The 17456-nt window shown below is 68.2% G+C and carries 15 protein-coding genes; 9 read left to right on the top strand and 6 right to left on the bottom strand.

The window, feature by feature from the left end:
- The first annotated feature begins 215 nt into the window (after window positions 1-215).
- The gene (locus AC1RVY_RS00145; protein WP_218294570.1) at window positions 216-1205 is read left to right on the top strand and encodes a DUF808 domain-containing protein; all 990 of its coding nucleotides are present in this window, start codon (window positions 216-218) and stop codon (window positions 1203-1205) included.
- Between the two features lie 136 nt (window positions 1206-1341).
- Complete coding sequence (locus tag AC1RVY_RS00150; protein WP_218294571.1) at window positions 1342-1932, top strand: OmpW/AlkL family protein; 591 nt, start codon at window positions 1342-1344, stop codon at window positions 1930-1932.
- Between the two features lie 125 nt (window positions 1933-2057).
- Here the strand turns inward: AC1RVY_RS00150 and AC1RVY_RS00155 are convergent, their stop codons facing one another.
- A complete protein-coding gene (locus AC1RVY_RS00155) occupies window positions 2058-2690 on the bottom strand; it encodes a LysE family translocator (protein WP_492804751.1) in 633 nt (210 codons plus the stop codon).
- The gene (locus AC1RVY_RS00160; protein WP_218340971.1) at window positions 2687-2935 is read right to left on the bottom strand and encodes a DUF1272 domain-containing protein; all 249 of its coding nucleotides are present in this window, start codon (window positions 2933-2935) and stop codon (window positions 2687-2689) included. Before AC1RVY_RS00160 ends, AC1RVY_RS00155 begins: the two co-directional genes overlap by 4 nt.
- A 327-nt stretch (window positions 2936-3262) precedes the next feature.
- Between AC1RVY_RS00160 and egtD the strand changes: the two genes are divergently transcribed.
- Together egtD and egtB are read left to right on the top strand one after the other, a co-directional pair.
- Window positions 3263-4183: an L-histidine N(alpha)-methyltransferase gene (gene egtD / locus AC1RVY_RS00165; RefSeq protein WP_218340972.1), complete on the top strand. Its 921-nt coding sequence runs from the start codon at window positions 3263-3265 to the stop codon at window positions 4181-4183.
- An 8-nt stretch (window positions 4184-4191) separates the two neighbouring features.
- Complete coding sequence (gene egtB / locus AC1RVY_RS00170; protein WP_492804752.1) at window positions 4192-5427, top strand: ergothioneine biosynthesis protein EgtB; 1236 nt, start codon at window positions 4192-4194, stop codon at window positions 5425-5427.
- A 27-nt stretch (window positions 5428-5454) separates the two neighbouring features.
- Here egtB and AC1RVY_RS00175 read toward each other — a convergent pair whose 3' ends face one another.
- From AC1RVY_RS00175 to AC1RVY_RS00190, 4 genes are all read right to left on the bottom strand, one after another.
- A complete protein-coding gene (locus AC1RVY_RS00175; RefSeq protein ID WP_218294576.1) occupies window positions 5455-5904 on the bottom strand; it encodes an energy transducer TonB in 450 nt (149 codons plus the stop codon).
- Window positions 5905-5989: 85 nt separating this feature from the next.
- The gene (locus AC1RVY_RS00180) at window positions 5990-7273 is read right to left on the bottom strand and encodes an O-acetylhomoserine aminocarboxypropyltransferase/cysteine synthase family protein (protein ID WP_492804755.1); all 1284 of its coding nucleotides are present in this window, start codon (window positions 7271-7273) and stop codon (window positions 5990-5992) included.
- A 168-nt stretch (window positions 7274-7441) separates the two neighbouring features.
- Entirely contained in the window at window positions 7442-10135 is a 2694-nt protein-coding gene (locus tag AC1RVY_RS00185) for a cation-translocating P-type ATPase (RefSeq protein ID WP_492804757.1), read from the bottom strand.
- Window positions 10136-10190: 55 nt separating this feature from the next.
- The gene (locus AC1RVY_RS00190; protein ID WP_492804759.1) at window positions 10191-12194 is read right to left on the bottom strand and encodes a peptidase U32 family protein; all 2004 of its coding nucleotides are present in this window, start codon (window positions 12192-12194) and stop codon (window positions 10191-10193) included.
- A 222-nt stretch (window positions 12195-12416) separates the two neighbouring features.
- Here AC1RVY_RS00190 and AC1RVY_RS00195 point away from each other — a divergent pair, with 222 nt between their 5' ends.
- The 5 genes from AC1RVY_RS00195 (at window position 12417) to AC1RVY_RS00215 (ending at window position 17412) form a co-directional block, all read left to right on the top strand.
- A complete protein-coding gene (locus AC1RVY_RS00195; RefSeq protein WP_492804760.1) occupies window positions 12417-13091 on the top strand; it encodes a hypothetical protein in 675 nt (224 codons plus the stop codon).
- Between the two features lie 200 nt (window positions 13092-13291).
- On the top strand, window positions 13292-14464 hold the full coding sequence (locus tag AC1RVY_RS00200) for a branched-chain amino acid ABC transporter substrate-binding protein (protein WP_492804761.1): 1173 nt from the start codon (window positions 13292-13294) through the stop codon (window positions 14462-14464).
- 161 nt (window positions 14465-14625) lie between these two features.
- Window positions 14626-14880, top strand: coding sequence for a hypothetical protein (locus AC1RVY_RS00205; RefSeq protein WP_218294581.1), 255 nt, complete (start codon window positions 14626-14628; stop codon window positions 14878-14880).
- Between the two features lie 59 nt (window positions 14881-14939).
- Window positions 14940-16355, top strand: a complete 1416-nt coding sequence (gene tadA / locus AC1RVY_RS00210; protein WP_492804763.1) for a tRNA adenosine(34) deaminase TadA — start codon at window positions 14940-14942, stop codon at window positions 16353-16355.
- A 58-nt stretch (window positions 16356-16413) separates the two neighbouring features.
- Window positions 16414-17412, top strand: a complete 999-nt coding sequence (locus AC1RVY_RS00215) for an LD-carboxypeptidase (RefSeq protein WP_492804765.1) — start codon at window positions 16414-16416, stop codon at window positions 17410-17412.
- Window positions 17413-17456 lie beyond the last annotated feature (44 nt).

Consider the following 17456-nt stretch of genomic DNA (forward strand, 5'->3'; position numbering starts at 1 on the left):
CCCCGGGGACCCCAAAGTGGTGGGTGAGGGCGCGAGTATGCGCCTTGCGCGCCGCAGCCCCCATGGCGGACCGCGAGGAGGGCACGGCGACGGCCTGCGCAAAAGGCTCCCGGGGCCGGGGGGCGGGCGCAAACGAAGACCGTGCGTTGCTATAGTCCAGCCCACGCGCGGCGGCACGCATGCCGCCTTTTCCATTGCTATCTCAAGGACTTCCCATGGCCTCTGGCAGCCTGCTTGCCCTGTTGGACGACATCGCCACCATCCTCGACGACGTGGCCCTGATGACCAAGGTGGCCGCCAAGAAGAGCGCGGCCATGGCGGACGACGTCTCGGTCATGACGAAGGTGGCCGCCCAGAAGACGGCCGGCGTGTTGGGCGACGACCTGGCCCTCAATGCCCAGCAGGTCACGGGGGTGCGCGCCGAGCGCGAGATTCCGGTGGTGTGGGCCGTGGCCAAGGGGTCGTTCATCAACAAGGTGATCCTGGTGCCCGCGGCCTTGCTGATCAGCGCGTTCGCGCCCTGGGCCGTGACGCCGCTGCTCATGATTGGCGGTGCCTTCCTGTGCTTTGAAGGCTTTGAAAAAGTGGCCCACAAGCTGCTGCACGCCCCCCACGAAGACGCCGCCGAGCATGAAAGCCATGTGCTGGCCAATGCCAACCCCGCGGTGGACCTGGTGGCGTTCGAGAAGGACAAGATCAAGGGCGCGGTGCGCACCGACTTCATCCTGTCGGCAGAGATCATCGCCATCACGCTGGGGACCGTGGCGTCGGCGCCGTTTGTGCAGCAGGTCACCGTGCTGTCGGGCATCGCGGTCATCATGACCATCGGCGTATATGGCCTGGTGGCCGGCATCGTCAAGCTCGACGACCTGGGCCTGTGGCTGAACGGCAAGGCCAGCGCCCTGGCCAGGGCGGTGGGCTCGGGCATCCTGCGGGCCGCGCCGTGGCTCATGAAGGGCCTGTCCGTGGCGGGCACCGCCGCCATGTTCCTCGTGGGCGGCGGCATCCTGGTGCATGGCGTGCCCGCGCTGCACCATGCGGTGGATGCCGCTGGCGAGGCCGCCGCGCAATGGCCGGTGGGCGCCCTCTGGCATGTGCTGGTGCCCAACCTGCTCAACGCGGTGGTCGGCATCGTGGCGGGAGGCTTGGTGCTCGCAGCCGTCACGCTGGTGCAGCGCCTGCGCGGGAAATCCGCCGCGCATTGACAAGGGCAGGCCGTTTTTCTTGATGTATGTCTAAGGGTTAATACGAGGGGCTTGAGATAGGGCAAGGCCGGTCGAGGGGCATGGCGGTTCAATGGATGCACGGGGGTCGTCCCCGTCCAACCGATGTGAAATCACCATGAAAAAGAACCTGCTGGCAGTAGCCGCCCTCTGCGCCCTGGCTTCCGGCGCCGCCCTGGCGCAACAGGCTGAAGGACCCTGGATGGTCCGCGCGCGCGCCGTGCACCTGGACAGTGCCAACAAGGACAGCACGCCCCTGGGCCTGACCATCAACGACAAGACCATCCCCGAAGTCGATGTCACGTACTTCTTCAACAAGAACATCGCGGCCGAACTGATCCTGACCGTGCCGCAAAAGCACACGCTGAGCGCCTCCGGCACGGCCATCGGCTCGCTCAAGCACCTGCCGCCCACGCTGCTGCTGCAATACCACTTCGATGCGCCCGGCTTCAAGCCCTATGTGGGCGCGGGCCTGAACTACACGCGCTTTTCCGGCGTGAAGCTGCCCGCCGGCGTGGACATTGACCGCAACAGCTTCGGCCCCGCGCTGCAGGTGGGCGTGGACATTCCGCTGCAGAAGAATCTGTACCTCAACTTCGACCTGAAGAAGGTCTTCATCAAGACCGACGTGACGGCAGGCGGCGCCAAGCTGGGCACCTTCAAGGCAGACCCCGTGCTGGTGGGCGTGGGCCTGGGCTGGAGGTTCTAGCCAGGCTCCCCCTGAGGCGCTTCGCGCCTTCCCCCAGAGGGGGACGCCTGCGGTGGACCGGCAAAGCCGGATCCACGGTGGCGCTCGCGTTGACGGTGCGCCAGTTTTCATCGGCTATGACGGATCTACGTCCGTCGGTAGAAGGCCAGCGATCCGGCCAGGGCCAGCAGCGCGCCGCTGCAGCAGCGGTCCAGCCACAGCACCGCGCGGCGGTGCCGCAGCTTGACGGCGCGCGCCCCGATGGCGGCGTAGGCCAGCATCACGGCGAAGTCCAGGCCCGCGAACACGGCTGCAATGGCGGCGTACTGCGGCCATTGTGGTGCGCTGGCATCGATGAATTGCGGCATCAGCGCCGAGCAGAACAGGTATCCCTTGGGGTTGGTCACCGCGACCAGGAAAGAGCGCGTGAAGATGCCGCGCGGCGTGGCCGCAGGCCCGGCGGCCGCGCCGTCCGCTGCGGCCAGGTCCAGCCCACCCTGCGAGCGCAGCAGCCGCAAACCCAGCCAGGCCAGGTAGGCCGCGCCCAGCCACTTCACCACCGAAAACCAGAACTCGGACGTCGCCAGCAGCGCGCCCAGGCCCAGCGCCACGGCACCGACCAGCACAAAATCCGACGCCACGGCGCCCAGCATGCCGGGCAGCGACCGGCGCACGCCATAGCGCGATCCGTTGGCCAGCGCCAGCAGCACCGTGGGGCCGGGCGTGGCGATGGCCACCAGGGCCACCAGCGAGAAGACCAGCAGGGTGGCGAGCGTCATGCCATCACCCCGCAGCCCTGGGGCTTGAGCACCCGCTCGGTGGATGCGGGGTATTTCGCCAGCCTGGAGGCGGGCCGGCGCGGGCGCTGCACGAGGTCGCCCCCGCAGTTGGGGCACACGTGGCCCAGCCGGGCGCCGGCGCAGTCGCTGCAGAACGTGCACTCGAAGGTGCAGATGCGCGCGTTGGTGGCATCGGGCGGCAGGTCCTTGTCGCAGCATTCGCAGTTGGGGCGCATCTGAAGCATGGCAGGGTCCTTGTGAGAAGTCCGTGGGAAGGGCGAGCGTATGCCGGGCGCGCGCCGTTCACAAGGTACAGATGGACCCGTACCGGGCAGTACACCCCGCCCGCGGCGGCCCCTGGCGGCTGCGCCGCCGGCTTCCGCACCCGAAGGCCCGCCCGCGCCATGGGGATTTGGCCTACACACGGCGCCATCGGCTCGGCTCACAATGGCGGATGCGGTGGGGCTTCGCGCCCTTGCCTGGGTACGTGGCAGCCTGGCGGGCATTGGGCTCCCGGGACGGCCCCGTCGGACAGAACCAGCGGCATTGCCGCGCAAGACGTTTCAAGACCCATGCCTTTGCCCAGCCCCAACGACGACATCACGCGTGGCCTGAACCAGCGGCCCGCGAGCATTTCCCCCAAGTATTTCTACGACCAGCACGGCTCGCAGCTGTTCGAGGAAATCACCCGCCTGCCCGAGTACTACCCCACGCGCACCGAAACCGCCCTCATGCAGCAGCATGCGGCCGACATCGCGCAGGCCGTGGGCACGGGGCGCACGCTGGTGGAGCTGGGGGCTGGCAACTGCCAGAAGGCGCGCACGCTGTGCCGGCTGGTGCAGCCCGCGTGCTTCGTCGGCGTGGATATCTCGGCGGACTTCCTGCAGGCGGCGGTGCGGGGCCTGCGCGACGATTTTCCGGGGCTGGACGCGCGGGCCGTGGGCGGCGACATGACCCAGGGCGTGGCCCTGCCCGAGGACATTCCGCGCACGGGACGGCTGGTGTTCTACCCGGGCTCGTCCATCGGCAACTTCGACCCGCCGCACGCGCTGGATTTGCTGGCCCACATGCGCGAGCTGATCGACGATGACGGCGGCCTGCTCATCGGCATCGACCTGCCCAAGGACGTGGAGGTGCTGGAAGCGGCCTACGACGACGCCGCCGGCGTGACCGCCGCCTTCAACCGCAATGTGCTGCGGCATGTGAATCGATTGATCGGCAGCGATTTCGATGTGGACCAGTGGCGGCACCGGGCGTTCTTCAACCCGGGCGAGTCGCGCATCGAGATGCACCTGGAAGCGATGGCTGACTCCGAGGTGCGCTGGCCCGGTGGCGGGCGCAGGTTCGACCAGGGCGAACGCATCCACACCGAAAACAGCTACAAGTACCCGCTGCACGTGTTCACCGACATGCTGGCGCGCGCAGGCTTCTCGCAGGCCCAGGCGTGGACGGACGACCGTGGCTGGTTTGCCGTGGTGCACGCCAGACCCTGAGGGCCCGTATGACCGATATGGATTTTTGCTCCCCGCTCGCCGTGCTGCTGTCGCGCTACGGGGCCGTGCGGGATCACACCGTGGCCTTGGTGGCACCGCTGTCGGCCGAGGACTGCGGCGCGCAGTCCATGCCCGATGCCAGCCCGGCCAAATGGCACCTGGCGCACACCACCTGGTTCTTCGAGACCTTTGTGCTCGAGCCGAACGAGCCGGGCTTCGCGCCCTTCGAGCCCGCGTTCCGCGTGCTGTTCAATTCCTACTACAACGGCGTGGGCGCCAAGCACCCGCGCCCGCAGCGGGGGCTGCTGACGCGCCCGCCGCTGGACGAGGTGCTGGCCTACCGCGCCGATGTGGACCGGCGGATGGCGCGCCTGGTGCCCGCCGTGCTGCAGAACGCCGCGCTGTGTGCGCTGATCGAGCTGGGCCTGCAGCACGAGCAGCAGCACCAGGAACTGCTGGTGACGGACGTCAAGCACCTGCTGTCGTGCAACCCTGTGCATCCCGCCTATGGCGCCGCCGTGGTGCCCGTCGGCGACCAGGCGCTCGTGCCGGCGGCCAAGCCCCTGGGCTGGCGGCATCTGGAAGGCGGGCTGGTGGAGGTGGGCCATGGCGGAGACGGCTTCGCCTTCGACAACGAAAGCCCTCGCCACCGCGCCTACCTGGCGCCGTACGCACTGGCCTCGCGGCTGGTGACCAACGCGGAATGGATGGCCTTCGTGGAAGGTGGGGGCTACGACAACCCCGCCCACTGGCTGGCCGAAGGCTGGGACTGGCGCGTGGCGCAGGGGCTTCGGCACCCCTTGTACTGGCACCGGCGGGACGACGGCGCCTGGCACGAGTTCACCCTGGCGGGCCTGCGGCCCGTGCAGAGCGCGATGCCGGTTGTGCACCTGTCGTACTACGAAGCGGACGCCTATGCGCGCTGGGTGGGCGCACGCCTGCCCACGGAAGCCGAATGGGAGCATGCCGCGCAGACCGCAGGGACAACTGGCGCGCATGGCCTGGAGCAGCTGTTCGGCGCGGCCTGGCAATGGACGCAGTCGAGCTACGCCGCCTACCCAGGCTTTCGCACGGCCGACGGCGCCGTGGGCGAGTACAACGGCAAGTTCATGGTCAACCAGTACGTGCTGCGCGGCAGCTCCTGCGCCACGCCGCCCGGGCATGCGCGCAGCACCTACCGCAACTTCTTCCCGGCCACGGCCCGCTGGCAGTACACGGGTGTGCGGCTGGCTCGTGACGCATGAGCGGCTTTGCGGCGGTATCTGGCGCGCTCAGGGTTCCATGCGGAAGGTGTGCTGCAGCACCAGGCGGGCGGGCTCCCCATTGCGCAGCAGCGGCGCAAATTTCCAGCGGCGCACCGCATCGATCGCCGGCTTGTGCAGCGCATCCTCCCCCGTTCCCGACAGCACGCGCGCGGTGCCGACCAGCCCGCTGGGCATGATCTCGAACGACACCGTCACATCGCCGCGCGCTTTGAGCGAGGTGTCATTCAGGAGGAAGGACGGGTAGCGCGGCAGCGGTGCCTCCAGCAGCGTCAAAGGCGCATCCAGCGGAGGCGAAACCTGCTTTTGCAGCAGTTGCTCGTCCTCCTTCTGGCGGAAGCTGGTGACGTGGGATTCGGTCACATCCACTCCGCGCGGCGGGATGGATGATGTGGAGCTGCAGCCGGCCAGAATCAGCAGGCCGAGAGTGACCGGGGCAAGAGGGGATAGGCGGGACATGGCGATCTTGAATCAGGGAGCGCCCCGCGATTCGCGGGGCAGGTCCTCCAGTATCCCGCAACTGGCGCCGGCTGTTGCCGTACGCTCAGACAGCCTCGAGTGCCTGCACCAGGTCGGCCTGCAGATCATCGACGTGCTCGATGCCCACCGACAGCCGCACCATGCTCTCGCTCACCCCCGCCTTGGCCAGCTCTTCGGGGTTGAGCTGGCGGTGCGTGGTCGATGCGGGGTGCGTGGCCAGCGATTTCGCGTCGCCGATGTTCACCAGGCGGGTGAAGAGCTGCAGCGCGTCGATGAAGCGTGCACCGGCAGCCCGCGGGTCCGCATCGGTGCTCTTGAGCCCGAAGCTCAGGATGCCGGATGCCTTGCCGCCGGATTGCCGCTGCACCAGCGCGTGGTCCGGGTGGTCTGGCAGGCCCGCGTAGCGCACCCATTCCACCTTGGGGTGGCTTTGCAGGTACTTCGCCAGCGCCAGCGTGTTCTCGCAGATGCGGTCCATGCGCAGGGCCAGGGTTTCGATGCCTTGCAGGATCAGGAAGGCGCTTTGCGGCGACAGCGCCGCGCCCGTGTTGCGCAGCGGCACCACACGCGCGCGGCCGATGAAGGCGGCGGGGCCCAGCGCCTCGGTGTAGACCACGCCGTGGTAGCTCACATCGGGCTCGTTCAGGCGCGGGAAGCGGGCCTTGTGCTCGGCCCACGGGAACTTGCCGCTGTCCACGATGGCGCCGCCCACGCTGTTGCCGTGGCCGCCCAGGTACTTGGTGAGCGAATGCACCACGATGTCGGCGCCGTGCTCGATGGGGCGCAGCAGGTAGGGGCTGGGCACGGTGTTGTCCACGATCAGCGGCACGCCGTGGTCATGCGCCACCTTGGCGATGGCTGCGATGTCGGTCACGTTGCCCAGCGGGTTGCCGATGGACTCGATGAAGATCGCCTTGGTGCGCGCGTCGATGTGCTGCGCGAAGCTGGCCGGGTCGCGCGGGTCGGCAAAGCGGGTGGTGATGCCCTGCTGCGGCAGGGTGTGGGCAAACAGGTTGTAGGTGCCGCCATACAGCGTGCTGGCCGACACAATGTTGTCGCCTGTCTCGGCAATGGTCTGGATGGCATAGGTGATGGCCGCCATGCCCGAGGCCACGGCCAGCGCGGCGATGCCGCCTTCGAGCGCCGCGACGCGCTTTTCGAGCACGTCGGTGGTGGGGTTCATGATGCGGGTGTAGATGTTGCCCGGCACCTTCAAATCGAACAGGTCGGCGCCATGCTGGGCGCTGTCAAACGCGTAGGCCACCGTCTGGTAGATGGGCACGGCCACGGCCTTGGTGGTGGGGTCGGGGCTGTAGCCAGCGTGTACGGCCAGGGTCTCGATTCTCATGAAGGCTGTCTCTTTCGTTGAAGGGAAGGGAGTGGCACCACCGGGCTCCACGCATGGCTGGGCGTTGCCGATGTGCCGATGGCGCGGGCCATTCTGGCACTGCTGGCCCGTGGCGTCATCGAATCGTTGGCTATGTGCTTATGACGTTCTTGTGCGCCGTGGGCTCTTTCAGTCAGAAGGCTCGTCCATGGCGCTGTCCATGGGCTCTGGGGTGGTGCGCCGGGCCTGCTGGCTGCGGCGCCAGGCCTTCTCGATTTCCACCACTACCAGTACCACCAGCGCGGCGCCAACGCACACAGCCAGCTCGCCCAGGCTCAGCGGCTCGGTGCGGAAGATGGGGTTGAGCCAGGGCACGTAGATGGTGGCCATCTGCAGCGCAAAGGTGAGCAGCACGGCGTAGAGCAGCGGGCGGTTGCTCAGCAGGCCCAGGCGCCAGATGGGTTCGGATTCGGAGCGGATGGCGATGACATGCGCCATCTGCGCGAGCGTGAGCACGGTGAACACCATGGTCTGCCAGTGCGCGTGGCCGGTGTGCAGGGCCCAGGCCTGCACCGCCAGGCACAGCCCGCCGATGAGCAGGCCCACGCCCAATATGTGCTGCCACATGCCATGGGCAAACAGGCTTTCGCGCGGCGCGCGGGGCGGGCGCTGCATGATGCCGCGCTCGGCCGGTTCGGCCGCCAGCGCCAGGCCGGGCAGGCCGTCTGTGACCAGGTTGACCCACAGGATGTGGATGGGCAGCAACGGAATGGGCAGCAGCAACAGCGGCGCGAGGAAGATGGTCCAGATCTCGCCCGAGTTGCCCGTCATCGCGTAGCGCACGAACTTGCGGATGTTGTCGTAGATGCGGCGGCCCTCGCGCACGGCCGCGACGATGGTGGCGAAGTTGTCGTCCAGCAGCACCAGGCTCGAGGCCTCGCGCGCCACGTCGGTGCCGCCCTGGCCCATGGCCACGCCGATGTCGGCGCGCTTGAGCGCCGGGGCATCGTTCACGCCATCGCCCGTCATGGCCACAAAGTGGCCCTGGGCCTGCAGCGCCTCGACGATGCGGATCTTCTGCGCCGGGTCCACGCGGGCGTACACCTGCACCTGCTCCACCTTCGCCCGCAGCGCGGCGTCGTCGAGCGTGGCCAGGTCGGCGCCGGTAAGCACCGGGGCATCGCTACGCTTCACAATGCCCAGGCGGTGCGCAATGGCGCGCGCAGTGGCGGGGTGGTCGCCCGTGATCATCACCGGCGTGATGCCCGCGCTGATGCAGTCGCGGACCGCGGCCTGGGCCTCGGCGCGCGGCGGGTCGATGAGGGCGATCAGGCCCAGCAGCTCCAGCTGGTTTTCCACCGCGTCGATGTCGTTGGTGTCGGGCAGGCGGGCGTGGCTGCGGCGCGCCAGGGCCAGCACCCGCAGGCCCTGTGCGGCAAGCTGCTGGGCGGCGGCGAGGACCTTGGCGGTGTCCAGTGCGGCAGCGCCGTCGGGCGTCCAGTGGGCGGTGCACCGGGGCAAGACCGACTCCGGCGCACCCTTGGTGTAGGCCACGTAGCCGTCCGCCACGCGGTGGAAGGTGGTCATGCGCTTGCGGTCGGAGTCGAACGGCTGCTCCTGCACGCGAGGGAACTCGATGTCGAGCAGGGCCTTGTCCATCCCGCCGGAGCGGGCTGCCAGCACCAGTGCGGTTTCGGTGGGGTCCCCCAGCCACTGCGTGCCTGGGGCGTCGCCATCGCTTCGCGCCTGTAGCGTGGCGTCGTTGCACAGCGCGGCGGCGCGCAAGGCCTCGGCATGGGCGGGGCCGGGCAGGGGGTCGCCGGGCACCCAGCGCACACCGTGGGCCAGCAGCAGCTCGGCATGCATGCGGTTTTGCGTGAGCGTGCCGGTCTTGTCCGAGCAGATGGTGGTGACCGAGCCCAGGGTCTCCACCGATGGCAGGCGCCGCACCAGCGCATGCACGGCCACCATGCGGCGCGCGCCCAGAGCCAGCAGCACCGTGACCACGGCAGGCAGGGCCTCGGGGATGGCGGCCACGGCCAGACTGATGGCGGTGAGGGCCATCAGCAGCGGCGCCTCGCCGCGCAGCACACCCACCACAAAGATCACGAGGCAGATGCCCAGCACCGCCAGCGCCAGCCGTTTGCCAAAGGCTGCGAGGCGCAACTGCAGCGGCGTGCTGCGGTCGCCGGTGTCGAGCAGCGTGGCCACCTTGCCCAGCTCGGTGTGCATGCCGGTGGCCACCACCAGGCCACGCGCCCGGCCGTGGGTGGCGGTGGTGCCCTTGAAGGCCATGTTGGTGCGGTCGCCCAGCGCGCCCACGTCCTCGGCCGCCAGGGCTTCGGTCTGCTTGGCCACGGTGACGGACTCGCCCGTGAGGGCGGATTCATCCACCTGCAGCTGCGCAATCTCGATCAGCCGCAGATCGGCCGGGATCTGGTTGCCAGCCTCCAGCAGCACGATGTCACCCGGCACCAGCGCCCTGGCGGGCACCACCTGCACGGCTCCGCTGCGCAGCACCGTGGCGTGCGCCGCCGCCAGCTGGCGCAGCGCGGCCATGGCCTGGTCGGCGCGCCAGGCCTGCACAAAGCCGATGACGGCGTTGAGCACCACGATGACGAGGATGACCAGCGTGTCGGTGACCTCGCCCACCAGGCCCGAGATGACGGCCGCACCCAGCAGCACCAGCACCATGAAGTCCTTGAACTGGTCGGCCAGCAGGCGCCACCAGGGGCGGTCTTGCCCTGCCGCCAGTTCGTTGGCTCCGTGGATGGCGCTGCGGCGCAGGGCTTCGTCGGCGTGCAGGCCTGCGTCAGGGTTGACGCCATGGGCCTGGGCCACGGCCTCGGTGGGGTGCAGGTGCGGGGCGGTGGATGGGGACATGCGGCGATCGGTGAGACGGGCCGCACGCCCGCGCAAGGACTTCTTCGGCCTTGCCTTAGTGCGCGACTTGCGGCCGGGCTTTGTAGAACTGGAGCGGGGCTTCCGGCACCTGGTTCAGCACCTGGCGCTTGATCTTGCCCACCACGTGCATTTCACAGGGCTTGCAGTCAAAGCGCAAGGTCAGCTTTTCCTTGCCGTTGATCAACATCAAGGGTTCGGCCTTGATGGTGCCCTGCACACCCGTCACGCCCTTGGCCTGCTTGGGGCAGAGGCTCATGCTGAAGCGCACGCAGTGCTTGGTGATCATGAGGCTGACTTCGCCTTCTTCCTCGTGCGCCTCGTAGGCCGCATCGATCACCTTGACGCCGTGGCGCACGTAAAAATCGTGCGCCTTGTGGTTGAACACGTTGCCCAGAAAGCTCAGCGTGTCCTCGGGGTAGGGCGCTGGCGGCTCGATGGGCGTGGCGCGCTGCAGGCGCTCGAAGTTGCGCGCGCGGTTCGCTTCCAGGTCGGCCAGCGCATCGCGGCGCAGCGCGTTGAGCACCGAGGCGGGCACGAACCAGGGCTCAGTCAGTTGCAGCGCAATGTCGTGAACCGCGAAGATGGTGGCGCCGAAGCGGCCCAGTTGCTCGCGCAGGCTGGCTTCGGCCTTGGCGGCATCGGTGGCAGGCTGGCGCGGCTGCTGCACATCAGTACAGCCCACGTTGCCATCCTCGTCGGTCAGCATCAGGCTGAAGCCGCAAGGCGTTTCGCTCAGGTGCGCCCACAGGCCGATGCGGCGGTCGCTGGACTTTTTCTCCAGCGTGCGCACCCAGTCCATGTCGCGGTTGCGGTTGACCTCGGTGCCCTTGCGCAGGTCCTTGAAGCCTTCCATCGGGTCCTTGGGGTACACGCGCCACTGGCCCACGCTGCGCGCGGACACGGGCTCGGCCACGTTGATGGCCATGCCCACCAGCTCCTTGTGCAGGTCGTAGTAGCACAGGCCGTCGCCGTTGTGCAGCACGGTGGCGGGGTCGCTCACCTCCAGTTCCACGAAGTCGGGGCCTACCTTGGTCACCCAGCCGATGGCCTGGCCCGGGTTCTTGGGGGTGTCGAACGCGCCGATGTCTTCCTTGCGGCCGGTCACGAAGTAGTCGGTGAACTCGCGGTTGAAGTTCTGCAGCGGGTCGGGCGTGAAGGTGAAGGTGGTCTGCCCGCTCGATGACCGGCCCAGTGGCCGACCTTGCGCCTCGCGCTCTTCCAGGATCTCGTCGATCAGCGTGCGGTAGTGGGCGGTGATGTTCTTCACATAGCCCATGTCCTTGTAGCGCCCTTCGATCTTGAAGCTGCGCACGCCGGCGTCGATGAGCGCGCGCAGGTTGTCGCTCTGGTTGTTGTCCTTCATGGAGAGCACGTGCTTGTCGTGCGCGATGAAGCGGCCCTGCGCGTCGGTCACTTGGTAGGGCAGGCGGCAGGCCTGGCTGCAGTCGCCCCGGTTGGCGCTGCGGCCGGTCTGCGCATGGCTGATGTTGCACTGGCCGCTGTAGGCCACGCACAGCGCGCCGTGGATGAAGAACTCGATGTTGGCGCGGCCTGGGGCATCCACCGGCCCCAGCGCCTTGTGCACGGCGGCGATCTGCTGCACCGTGAGCTCGCGCGCCAGCACGATCTGCGAGAGGCCCGCGTCCTGCAGAAAGCGCGCCTTTTCGGGCGTGCGGATGTCGGTCTGGGTGCTGGCGTGCAGCTGGATGGGCGGCAGGTCGATTTCGAGCAGGCCCATGTCCTGGATGATGAGTGCATCGGCCCCGGCCTCGTACACCTGCCAGGCCATTTTGCGCGCGGCCTCCAGTTCGTCGTCGCGCAGGATGGTGTTGAGCGTGATGAAGATGCGGCTGTTGAAGCGGTGCGCGTGTTTCACCAGGCGCTCGATGTCGCGGATGTCGTTGCCCGCGCTGGCGCGTGCGCCAAAGGCCGGGCCGCCGATGTAGACGGCGTCGGCGCCGTGGTTGACGGCTTCGATGCCGATGTCGGCATCGCGCGCGGGCGAGAGCAGTTCGAGCTGGTGGGGCAGGAGGGACATGGGGCGTGATTATTTCAGTTTCGCCATGCCGTGGAGCATCCCTCGGGTATCGGATGCCGCAGCTTTTGGTAACCATGTGGAGAGGCTGCGGGCTGCCGTGGTCTGGTACAACGGGCGCAGCGTGCGAGGCCAGGCGCCATGCCACGGCCCGTGCAGCGCGCGTTTTTTTCCAACCCGGCTGGCATCGCCAGCCGCCACTCAGCACCCAGTGAAAGGACTCTGATGAGCACCTCCCGCGTGAAGAAGCCCACCCAGCTCAGCCTGGCGATCAATGACCTCGACTTCTGTTACCTGCCGCCCCGGCTCAGCCCGTCTCCCACACGGCACAACGATATGGTCTGCACGGTCGACTGTTCGTGGTTCTTTTCCGAAGGTGCCAACCACATGGTGTTCGCGCTGGACTGCACCGGCGGGCAGGGCAGCTACAACCCCCACTGCGGCCCGATTTACCGCCATGGCCAGAACCTGTGGGCCGAGGCCCGGGGCTTCATCATCTTTGCAGATGGCACCGTGATGGCCGAGCGATGGAACGGCACGGCCATGCCAGGGCTGGTGACGGTGGTCAATACCTCCGGAGCCACGTTCAACCCCGCACTCCATCCCGTCTTCACCCTCCGCATCCAGGCCGGCTACCGGGCAGGTGGGTTTGCCGATCGGATGCGCATCGCCATCCACCAGGGTATTGCTGCCAATGGTCCCATTCTGTTCGAAGGCGAGGTGGCCGGAACCGGATGGGGCTGGGACTGGACGGGCTCGCACAAGATCGCGATCGCGGGCATCGGGCCGCATTTCGTGACCCCCAACGACACGGGCTGTGTGGAAGAACGCGTACCCCGTGATGCACCGGACGCCATCCTGCCGTTCGTCAATTTCAAGCTGCGGATGGTGAATGGCTGACCCCGCGGGGGGGGGCTGGGCCGGCCAGCGGGGAGCCTGGCGAACCAACTCCGGCCATTAGCCGATTTAATGCCCCACCAAATTGCTATGTCTGCATAGCAATTGCCTGAAAAAGGGAGTGAGGGTGGCTAGGATGCGGTCCAGGCCGCCCCAAAATGGTGCGTCCGATCTCGCCCCTGCCACTCCTGGAGACTTTTACCGTGCTTCGTGCTTCCCGTCTGCGTCGTCCCCTCTCTTTCCCCCTGTCCCTGGTGCAGTTTGCCGCTGTGTCCGCGTGTGTCGCCGCTGCCGGCGCCGCCGCAGCGCAGGACGTGCAAACCGTCAAGATCGCCCACGCGGGTCCGGTGTCGGGCGGCATCGCCCACATCGGCAAGGACACCGAGAACGGCGTGCGCCTGGCGGTGGACGACCTGAACGCCCAGAACCTGGTCATCGGCGGCAAGAAGATCAAGTTCGAGCTGGCGGCCGAAGACGATGCCGGCGACCCGCGCCAGGCCACGGCCGTGGCGCAAAAGCTGTGCGACCAGAAGGTGGCGGGCGTGGTCGGCCACCTGCAGTCGGGCACGTCCATTCCTGCGGCGGCCGTCTATGACAAGTGCGGCGTGCCCCACATCACCGCCGCCGCCACCAACCCGGACCTGACCAAGCCCGGCTACAAGACCACCTACCGCCTGATCGCCAACGACAACGCGTTGGGCGCGGCGCTGGCACTGTTCTCGGCCGACCACTTGAAGCTCAAGAGCGTGGCCATCATCGACGACCGCACCGCGTATGGCCAGGGCGTGGCCTCGGTGTTCAAGGCCACCGCCCTGCAAAAGGGCCTGAAGGTGGTGGGCGAGGAATTCACCAACGACAAGGCCACCGACTTCATGGCCATCCTCACGGCCATCAAGAACAAGAAGCCCGACGCGATCTTCTACGGCGGCCTGGACGCGCAGGCCGGCCCCATGCTGCGCCAGATGGAGCAGCTGGGCCTGGGCAACGTGAAGTTCTTCGGCGGCGATGCGCTGTGCACCGAGAAGCTGCCCGAGCTGTCGGGCAAGAGCCCTGCGCTCAAGAACGTGACCTGCGCCACGGGCGGCGCCTCGGTCGACAAGATGCAGGGCGGGGCGGACTGGAAGAAGCGCTACGACGCCAAGTTCCCCGGCCAGTTCCAGATCTACAGCCCGTACGCCTACGACGCGGCCATGGTGCTGGCCGATGCGATGAAGCGCGCCAACTCGGTGGACCCCAAGGTGTACATCCCCTTCATCGGCAAGACCGAGTACAAGGGCGTGACCGCCAACATCGCCTTCACGGCCAAGGGCGAGCTGACCACGCCCGCCGTGACGCTGTACACCTACAAGGACGGCAACCGCGTGGCGCTCAACTGAGCACCGCGGGCACGGCCCGCCACCGCTACGGCCGCCCCGCGCGGCCGTTTTTCATGGGGGTGCCCACGGCGGTTTGCCATTACAGTCGGGCCGGTAGCAAGCCGGGCAGGGCGGTCCCGCCGGCTGTGGTCCGGGCACCCCGCCCGCCAAGGAGTCTTTTCATGCGTGCTGTAGTAGGTCTGGCCGGGCTGGTGGTGGCGCTGGCTGTGGTGGGTGTCCTTGCCAGAAAGCAGCTGTCCGCCGTCCGCACGCCCGTGCCGTCGCTGCAGACAGCAGCGCCGGCCGGCGGTGCCCCGGCTTCGGCGGCGCAGCCGGCCACGGTGCGCGACCAGAGCCAGCAGATCCAGCAGCAGGTCAAGCAGCAGATGGAAGGCCTGATGCAGCAGGCGCGGCCCATCCCGGACGATGAGAAATAGGATGAAATGGGCTGCTGGCGCTTATCCTTCAAGCGCTGGTAGCTATTATTTGTATAGCAATGAATCCTGACCAAGACGCGCACTGGATGCGCCTGGCCCTGGCCGAGGCGCAAGTCGCCGTGCGCGCCGGCGAGGTGCCCGTGGGGGCCATCGTGGTCAAGGATGGCCAGGTGATCGCCACCGGCCGCAACGCGCCGGTCGAGGGGCACGACCCCACGGCCCACGCCGAGATCGTGGCCCTGCGCGCGGCGGCGCGGCGGCTGGGCAACTACCGGTTGGACGGCTGCAGCCTGTATGTCACGCTGGAGCCGTGTGCCATGTGCAGCGGTGCCATGCTGCATGCGCGCCTGGCGCGCGTGGTGTACGGCGCCGCAGATCCCAAGACGGGTGCGGCGGGCTCGGTGCTGAACCTGTTTGGCCATGCCGAGCTGAACCACCAGACCCAGGTGCGGGGCGGGGTGCTGGCCGACGAGTGCGGCGGCCTGCTCAGCGGCTTCTTCCGGCAGCGCCGCCATCAACAACGCACCGAGGCACTGGCCCGCCATCCGCTGCGCGACGACGCCCTGCGCACGCCCGATGCCGCCTTCGCGGATCTGCCCGGCTACCCCTGGGCGCCGCGCTACCTGAGCGACCTGCCCAGCCTGGCCGGCTTGCGTTTGCACTACCTGGACGAAGGCCCGCAGGACGCGCCGCGCACCTGGCTGTGCCTGCACGGCAACCCGGCCTGGAGCTACCTGTACCGGCGCATGCTGCCCGTGTTCCTCTCGGCCGGGGACCGCGTGGTCGCGCCCGACCTGATCGGCTTTGGCAAGAGCGACAAGCCCAAGAAAGAGTCGGCGCACCAGTTCGAATGGCACCGCCAGGTGCTGCTGGAACTCATCGGGCGGCTGGACCTGCGCAACGTGGTGCTGGTGGTGCAGGACTGGGGCGGCATCCTGGGCCTGACGCTGCCCATGGCCTGCCCCGAGCGGTTTGCGGGCCTGCTGGTGATGAACACCGTGCTGGCCACGGGTGATGCGCCGCTGCCCGCCGGATTCCTCGATTGGCGTGCGATGTGCCGCGACAAGCCGCTGTATGGCGTGGGGCGCCTGCTGGCGCGCGGCAACCCGCACCTGGCCGGGGCGGAGTGTGCCGCCTACGACGCGCCGTTCCCCGACAAGGGCTACCGCGCCGCGCTGCGCGCCTTTCCTGAACGCGTGCCGGCATCGGAGGATGCGCCGGGGGCCGCGCTGTCGCGCCAGGCGCGTGATTTCTGGCAGCAGCGGTGGCAGGGCCGGAGCCTGATGTTCATTGGCGCCAAGGACCCGGTGCTCGGGCCCGCCACCATGCGCGATCTGCACCGCCACATTCGCGGCTGCCCCGCGCCCACCGTGCTGGCCGACGCCGGGCACTTCGTGCAGGAGCATGGCGAGCCGATCGCGCGGCAGGCTGTGGAATACTTCTCGTTTCCCGGCGCCGGCCGTGCCACCGGCTGACATGGCGCCGGACGGACTCTCTTTTTGACGGAGCAGGCCCCTTCATGGCCTGAGCGCTTTGCAAGACCATTCACACGATCATCCCGGTCACGACCATTCCCAGTGCAGCCACGACCACGGCCCCAAGCACATCTACATCTATTCGCCGTCGAGCGCCGTGCAGGACAAGGCCGCCTTCAAGCGCGGCCTCGCCCGGCTGAAGGCCCTGGGCCATGAGGTCGAGGTGGATGCGGACGCCCTGGCCGTGCACACCCGCTTCGCGGGCGACGACGCCACCCGCCTGGCCGCCATCCACCGTGCCGCGGCCAGCGGCGCCGATGTGGCGCTGATCTCGCGCGGCGGCTACGGGCTGTCGCGCATCCTGCCGGGCATCCGCTACAAGGCGGTGGCCAAGGCGATCGCGGGCGGCACGCGCTTCGTGGGCGTGAGCGACTTCACCGCCTTCCAGACCGCGCTGCTGGCCAAGACGGGCGCCACGTCATGGGCCGGCCCTTCGCTGGGCGCCGACTTTGGCGTGGCCGGCGAGCCCGACGACATCATGGAGGCCTGCTTCGACGATTTGCTGACCGGCCATGGCGAAGGCACGGGCTGGCGCATGAACAATGAAAAGCCCGACGCCGCCACGGGCAAGCCGGCCGTCCCCAATGTCTACGTGAAAAGCGCCACGCTGTGGGGCGGCAACCTGGCGGTGCTGGCTTCGCTGGTGGGCACGCCGTACCTGCCGGCCATCAAGGGTGGCGTGCTGTTCCTGGAAGACGTGCACGAGCACCCCTACCGCATCGAGCGCATGCTCACCCAGCTGCTGCACGCCGGCGTGCTGGCCCAGCAGAAGGCCGTGGTGCTGGGGCAGTTCACCAACTTCAAGCTCGCGCCGCACGACAAGGGCTACAAGCTGCAGTCGGTGGTGGACTGGCTGCGCACGCAGATCAAGGCGCCCGTGCTCACGAACCTGCCCTTCGGCCATGTGGCGACCAAGGTGCTGCTGCCCGTGGGGGGCACGGTATCGCTGTCGGTGGAAGGGCGGGATGCGCTGATCTACTGGGGACACCAGCACTGATTCGGTGCTGCCTTCAATCGCCTGCCTCTGGATTCCTGCCCGCT

The organism is Acidovorax sp. GW821-FHT11A03 (genome assembly GCF_058809075.1).